This window comes from Shewanella sp. 10N.286.54.B9 (assembly GCF_041468565.1).
Lineage (GTDB): Bacteria > Pseudomonadota > Gammaproteobacteria > Enterobacterales > Shewanellaceae > Shewanella.
On the sequence record NZ_JBFRIY010000094.1, the window covers coordinates 952 to 8,087 of the forward strand.

The window sequence follows — 7,136 nt, forward strand, 5'->3', positions numbered from 1 at the left end:
AACTTAATGACCGGCGGTACCTTAACCGCCGATGATGTCGATAACGGCGCCAGCTGGAGTTGGAGTTTCGCCGCCCAAGTTAACGACTACGGCACCTTCGATATCGACGCTAACACTGGTGTGTGGAGTTACACCTTAGCCGATAACGCTCTCGTCAACGCCCTCGCCCAAGGCGAGATGCATGATGAGACTTTCTTGATCACCGTCACCGATGAACATGGTGCTTTCAGCCAGCAGTTAGTCACTGTGACCGTGACTGGTACCAATGATATTCCGGTGCTGACGATTAACGATACTGAGGGTGCTGTCACCGAAGATGACGACACGCCAACACTGTCTGACAGCGGCGCCTTAAGTTTCACCGACGTTGATAATGGCGATAACCACACTATCTCCTTTGCCCATGTTGGTAATGTGGTCTGGTCGGGCGGCGCGTTAACTCAAGGCCAAGTCGATGCCTTCATTGCTGGCTTTAGCGCCGACAGTGACAGTTGGGATTATGCCGTGCTCAACTCCCTCACCCAGTTCTTAAGCGAAGGCGAAACGGTCGACCTTAGCTTTGAGGTCACTGTCACCGACAGCTTCGGCGCCACCGATACCGAAACCGTTAATATCACTATCAATGGCGATAACGATGCACCTATTATCACTGAAGTGATACCTGTTGTGGTCTCTGAAGAGGGGCTTGATAACGGTATTATTGATAATGTAGGTGTTCCTTCTGACACTACAGATCTCAAAGAAAACAGCGGGGTCATCTCTTTCACAGATTCAGACGCTCAGAACAGCAGTGTCTTTGATATATCGCTATCTGGACCTACTACCAATATGTTTTCCGACGCTCAATTAATCACTTGGAGCTGGGACAATAACAGTAAAACACTGACAGGTTCAGTAGGCCAAAATGCGATAATGTCAATAACCTTGGGAACCGTAACAGCTAACTTAACAGGCTTTGAAATTGGCTATACCGTTACCCTGCACAATTCAATTGATCATCCATTGAATGATGCAGAAGATATACTCACTTTTGCTTTTGGAGTAACCATAAATGATGGCGTTCAAGATGTTAATGCAAACTTTAACGTTACCATAGAGGATGATGCACCAGTCGACGAAGTTGATGAAGACTTGGTTCACAATATTCCGCACCTCATAGGCGAGAGTGTTACCGCTGACCTATTCGATCCTGGAGCCGATGGGTTTGGCAGTATCAACTTCAACGTGTTAACCAGTGGACTGCAATACAACGGTCAAGCGCTTGAATATACAATGAGCGGTAATACGCTAACCGCTAGTGCTAACGGAGTTGACGTGTTCACTCTAACTGCGGTACTTGACGGCGATGGCCATTACGACTATCAATTTACCTTGCTGCAAGAGGTCGATCTTGAAACTATCATTGATTATGATATAGGCTCAGCTCCTGCCGGCAACAACACAACCTATTTTGTAGACTCTGACGGTGCTATTTATGCGCAAAATGGCCAAGCTAATAATGTTATTTCGACCATCACAGGTTATACCAACGGCATTTCATCTCAAATCAATTCAAACAGTCACGGTATTGGTGTAGGACCGCAAACCTCAATATCTGATAATGAATCAATAGTCATTGATTACGGCATTAATGGTACCAACTTACTCGCAATCAATTTAGGAACCAACAATAACGGGAACCACAGTGGCTCGGCAGATATACAATACATAGTGACCTATTCAGATAACAGTACAAAAGTAGTCAATGCGACCGTAGGTCCAACATTGCTTATCGAAGAGCTTGAGTTCAATGGATTGGCAATTTTGTCAATTGAAATCATCCATCTCAGTGGAGAGGACTTTCAAATTACCGGCCTTGCATCTAATGGTTTGGTATTTAACACACCTATAGATATAGAGTTTGGCTATTCTGCCACTGATAATGATGGTGATGCAGTGGTCTTCTCCGGAGACAACACTGGCGAATTTAGTGTTACATTGACGCCCGATAACTACGTACCAAATGCTTTAAATAACGCTTACCAAGTCGACTATGAAGGCGTAGTTACAGGTAATGTCATCACCGATGACACTGGCTCTGGAGTTGATAGTGATCAAAGTAACGATCCGCTTCAACTTACCCAAATCAATGGTAATGATTTAGTCTTTATCGGCGGTGAAGCGGAAATATTACTTCAGGGAGGACTGTTAACGGTAAAAGAAGATGGCTCATACACTTTCCAGCATAATGGTAATAGTTCTGTTCCCATTAGTTTCAATTATACAATCAGTGATGGCAATGGAGGAACAGATACAGCGACAGCCAGAATTGCCGTTTATAATAGCGAAACCCTTAATCCTGGTGATGACAATTATATTGGAACCGATGGCAACGACACTATCATCAGTGATACTCCAGGTATTTTAGCTGGCGCAAGTTACAACTTAGCATTTCTAATTGATTCCTCTGGCAGTATGGGGGCAACCGCCGTTCAGACTGCTAAAGATCAAATAACCCAAGTAATAACGACACTCATCGCTAATGCTAATCAGTCGAATTCTGGTACGGTGAATGTGCTACTGGTTGATTTTGATCAAACTGCTAGAACTTTGATTTCAATCGATCTTAGCTCTAATGACCCTCTATCGAGTATAGCGGCAGCGTTTACGGCGATGACAAGCGGAGGTACAACAAACTATTCAGCTGCATTTACTACAGCTTATAACTGGTTTAACGACAATTTTCCCCAAGGTAATAATCGCACCTTCTTTATTACAGATGGTGAACCTAATACCGATAATGGCCAGCCCGGAGGGTATCTAACCAATGCCCAAAATGCCTTTACTCTTTTAAATGGACTGTCTTACGTTGAAGCTATTGGCTTGGGTGGTAATGTAAACAATACCACCCTTCAACTGTTCGATACCGAAGCACCAGTTATTAACAATGTTGATGTCGACGATCTTGCTGATGCAATTCTAGGATCCAATATATTCCCTGGCAATGACACTATTAATGCCGGAAATGGTGATGACATTATATTTGGTGATTTAACTGACTTCTTTGGAAACTCTTTGCAAGGCATGGATGCAATTAGACAGTATGTGGCAGATGAATTAACCGTTAATGTCGCCACTGTCACTGACGCAGAAGTGCATAACTTTATTAGTCAAAATATTGAAGATTTTGACGTATCTCAAATCGATGATGGCGGCGATACCCTTAACGGCGCCGACGGTAATGACATTCTATTTGGACAAGGAGGTATGGATATACTTAATGGTGACGCAGGTAATGACATTATCTTAGGAGGAGACGGTAACGATACTATTAGCGGTGGAACCGGACGAGATCTTCTATCTGGAGGGAGGGGTGACGATTCTCTATATGGAGGTACAGTCGCTACCGCAGATGACAGTGAGAGAGACTTTTTTTGGTGGTCTGAAGATTCTGCAGACAACAGTACCGATACCGTTTACGGCTTCAATCAACAAGTTGATGTGTTAGATCTATCAGACTTATTAATTAACGAAGAAAATGGCAACTTAGAAGATTACTTTAGCTCTATTACTATTAGTGGTGGGGACACTACGATAGTGTTAGATATTGATGGAGTAGCCGGCGGCGATGGTGTGACTATCATTCTTGATGGCATCGACCTATCAATCGTTTATGGTAGCAATAACGAATCAGACATCATTGCGGGCTTAATTGCCGACGACGCATTAATTGTCGATCCCAATGACACTTTCATTCCTCCATATGAACAAGTAGACCAAGGAAATAATATCCCATAGAAAAATCAGTCAAAAGTAGCAAGCCAGGAAATTATCAGCATAAGCCTCTATCAAAGCCACTATATTTAGTGGCTTTTTTTTTTGAACTAACACTTACGGTTTAATAGCAATAATCCAATCCGAAAATTACTCATCAAAAACACAGCGTCAAAAAATTGACCATTGTTTTCATCTCCTATAATATCGGTTAATGATAAGTTACAAAAAATAACGCGTGGGCTACACTTCAAACGAGGGTGCGTCGCGGCAAGGAGCAAGACGATGAAGTCGATAGTTACAACACAAGCAGGCCATATTCAAAGTGTAACCGGAGCTGTTACTGCAGAAATTGACGGTAGTATTAAAAACCTAGTCAATGGCGATTTCATTCCAGCTGGAACTAACTTATCCGTCAGTGACAGTAGCTTTGTAGAGCTTCGTCTTGAAGACGGCTCGATCATCTCTTCTAATAGTGAAGCAATTCCTTCTGCAACCACGCCCTCCTCTGATGCTAACCAAGAAGTTCTTAGTGAAATAGAAGAGATCCAAGCCCTTATTGCGGCAGGGGAAGATCCAACTGAAGGCCCTGATACAGCAGCAGGCAATCAAACAGGAAGCGAAGGAACATCTGGACATATCTCTATCGCCAGAGGCGGCGCAGAAACCATAGCGAGTTCAGGATTCGATACTACTGGCCAAAATAATAATGCTCAAATAACTAGCCTTGCAATCAATAATCAAACCCAAAGTACGGGTGAAGAAAACAACTTTTTGACCGCACAGTTTACTGATAACTTTGTCAATGGCGTTGCATACACGACCTCATCAGGGTTTTCTGGATTTACAGGGGATATGGGAGCTCCAGGCTCTTTTGCTTACCAACCTGGCGACACAATCACCTTTAGCGTGGGTGATGTCACCATCGCGACATTTAGTGCTGATGCGATTCAAGGTACTATCCTATTTTTACAAGATATTGCCGGTACCTCTTTATCTGACAGCAACTTAAACTATGTAGAGAATATGGCGATATTCCTGCAAGCATTGGATAGCGATCTGTCTGATGGTAACAATGACGGTCTGTTACAAACAAACAGCGATTCTTTAAATCTAGATGCTAGTTACGCGACTAATATTAATATCGTATTTGCCATACACCAAGCACTCTCAGGCTATATAGACCCGACCACTGGCGAGCCACTGAATATTGCAACTGCTGGTAAAGAGATGTTGTCGTTAGTTCTTGCACAGCTTGGTATTGAATTTACTAGAGACAGTGAACGTTCACCAGATGAGCAGAACGTATTTGAAAGCTTGGCCATGGCTCATGTTGCTGACACTATTGATGATTTAGCTGGAGATCGCGCTCCTGATGCCGCAGATGAAAGACAGGTGGATATTCTTGATGTTCCCGGTGGACTTGTTACCTACAACTACAACGAACTCGATGGACGTATTACATTTTCAGCAGATGATTTACTCGCCGGCGCTACAGGCCAGCAAGTTATCACTGAAAACCTTGTCGTTAAAAATGTACAGCTAAGCGCAGAATTCCAAGATATTGGTACGTTGCTTGATTTAGGCGATGGTAACTACGCCATTATTCTTAATGAAGGTATCAACCAGTATGATCTTGAAGGACTCACTTTAGATTATCGTGTCGAGGATTGGACCGCATTTAGAGATATAACGTCCCAAACTCAAGATCAGTATAAATCACATTTATCTGCAGATATTCCAGACGTTTTTGAGCATGATGGATTCAACCAATTCACCCTAAACAGTGAGCTGGTATTTGATGAGGATTCCGCTCTTGAAATCACCTTTACCAGCGAGCTATTAAGTGAACAGTTCGGTATACCCATTGCGGAATATGCTGATGATTATATTGTTCCAATTCAATACTCCAACGATGGCGGCCTAACGTGGCAGTCAATGACTGTGACGTCAATCGATTACAGCGGCAGTATTCCTCGCCCTGTATTCGGTTTCACTTTAGGGGCTGGCGACTCAAGTGTATTAATTCGTGTGCCTATTTTTGATGATGCGCAAATTGAGCCTACTGAATACTTTAGAGCTGTAGTGACAGGTGAAAATGTCTACGACGAGACGCTACAATTCGCAATTTTTGATAACGACAGTCCTGCTGGCGATCTTCCACTCATCAACATCGATTATGCAATTGCAGTTGAAGGGATGGAGCACGCGGTATTTACTCTAAGCTTAAGTGAAGCCAGCACCGAAACCATTACCGTAAACTATTCAAGCGAAGAGCTTTCTGCACTATTTGGTGAAGATTTCATTAATGTCTCAGGGACTGTTACATTTTTACCCGGACAAACAACTGCTTATATAACAGTTCCAATCGTTGATGATCTTATTGTTGAAGGAAGCCCTGAGTTTGCGTTAATCAATCTGACCGACCCCGTCAATGCCGCTCTTGCTGACTCTCAAGGCACCTTGCGCATATTCGATAATGACAGCCCAATTAATGCCGATATCGCTATCGATTTAGATCCAATAACTGGCGATAACCTAGTGACTAATGAGGAAGGACAGCAGTCCATCATAGTTACAGGAACGGTAACTGCTGATGCCGCTATCACTATTGGTATTGTGGTTGTCACCATCAATGGCACCAATTATCAAACGTTAATGAACGCTGATGGTACCTTCTCTATTACTGTATCGGGCTCAGAGCTTATTCTAGATGCCGACACCGTCGTCGACGCTATTGTATATGGATTTGGCAACAACGGCGAACGTGCAGAAGATACCACGACCGAGAATTACGACTTAGAAACCGTTCTTCAAAATGACAGCCAAACAATAGCCGAAGATACTACAGCGACAGGAAACGTACTCGACAACGATAGCGATCTAGATGACCAGCTCACAGTGATAAGCTTTGAAGTCGACGGCCAAACTGTTGCAGCAGGTACCACCGTCGAACTTGAAGGTGGCAACCTCGTTATCAATGAAGACGGCAGCTATACGTTCACACCCAATGAAAACTGGAACGGCAATGTTCCTGTCATCACCTACACGACTAACACAGGCTCTTCAGCAACACTCACTATTGAAGTGACGCCGGTTGATGACCCAAGTCAGCTAGAAAATGACACTAACACCATAGACGAAGGTGAAGTTGCAACAGGTAACGTACTCGACAACGATAGCGATGTAGATAATGACCTAGTGGTAGTTAGCTTTGAAGTTAATGGCCAAACTGTTGCAGCAGGCACCACTGTAGAACTTGATGGTGGCAACCTCGTTATCAATGAAGACGGCAGCTATACGTTTACTCCCAATGAAAACTGGAACGGCAATGTTCCTGTCATCACCTACACGACTAACACAGGCTCTACAGCAACACTCAC

2 protein-coding genes are annotated in these 7,136 nt (G+C 43.5%); both read left to right on the forward strand.

Going from position 1 to position 7,136, the window contains the following annotated elements:
* The coding region (locus AB4135_RS21710) for a beta strand repeat-containing protein (protein WP_371995501.1) at positions 1-3,777 on the forward strand (3,777 nt) is incomplete at its 5' end.
* A gap of 261 nt (positions 3,778-4,038) precedes the next feature.
* Positions 4,039-7,136: retention module-containing protein (locus AB4135_RS21715; protein ID WP_371995502.1), on the forward strand; the 3,098-nt coding region annotated here is incomplete at its 3' end.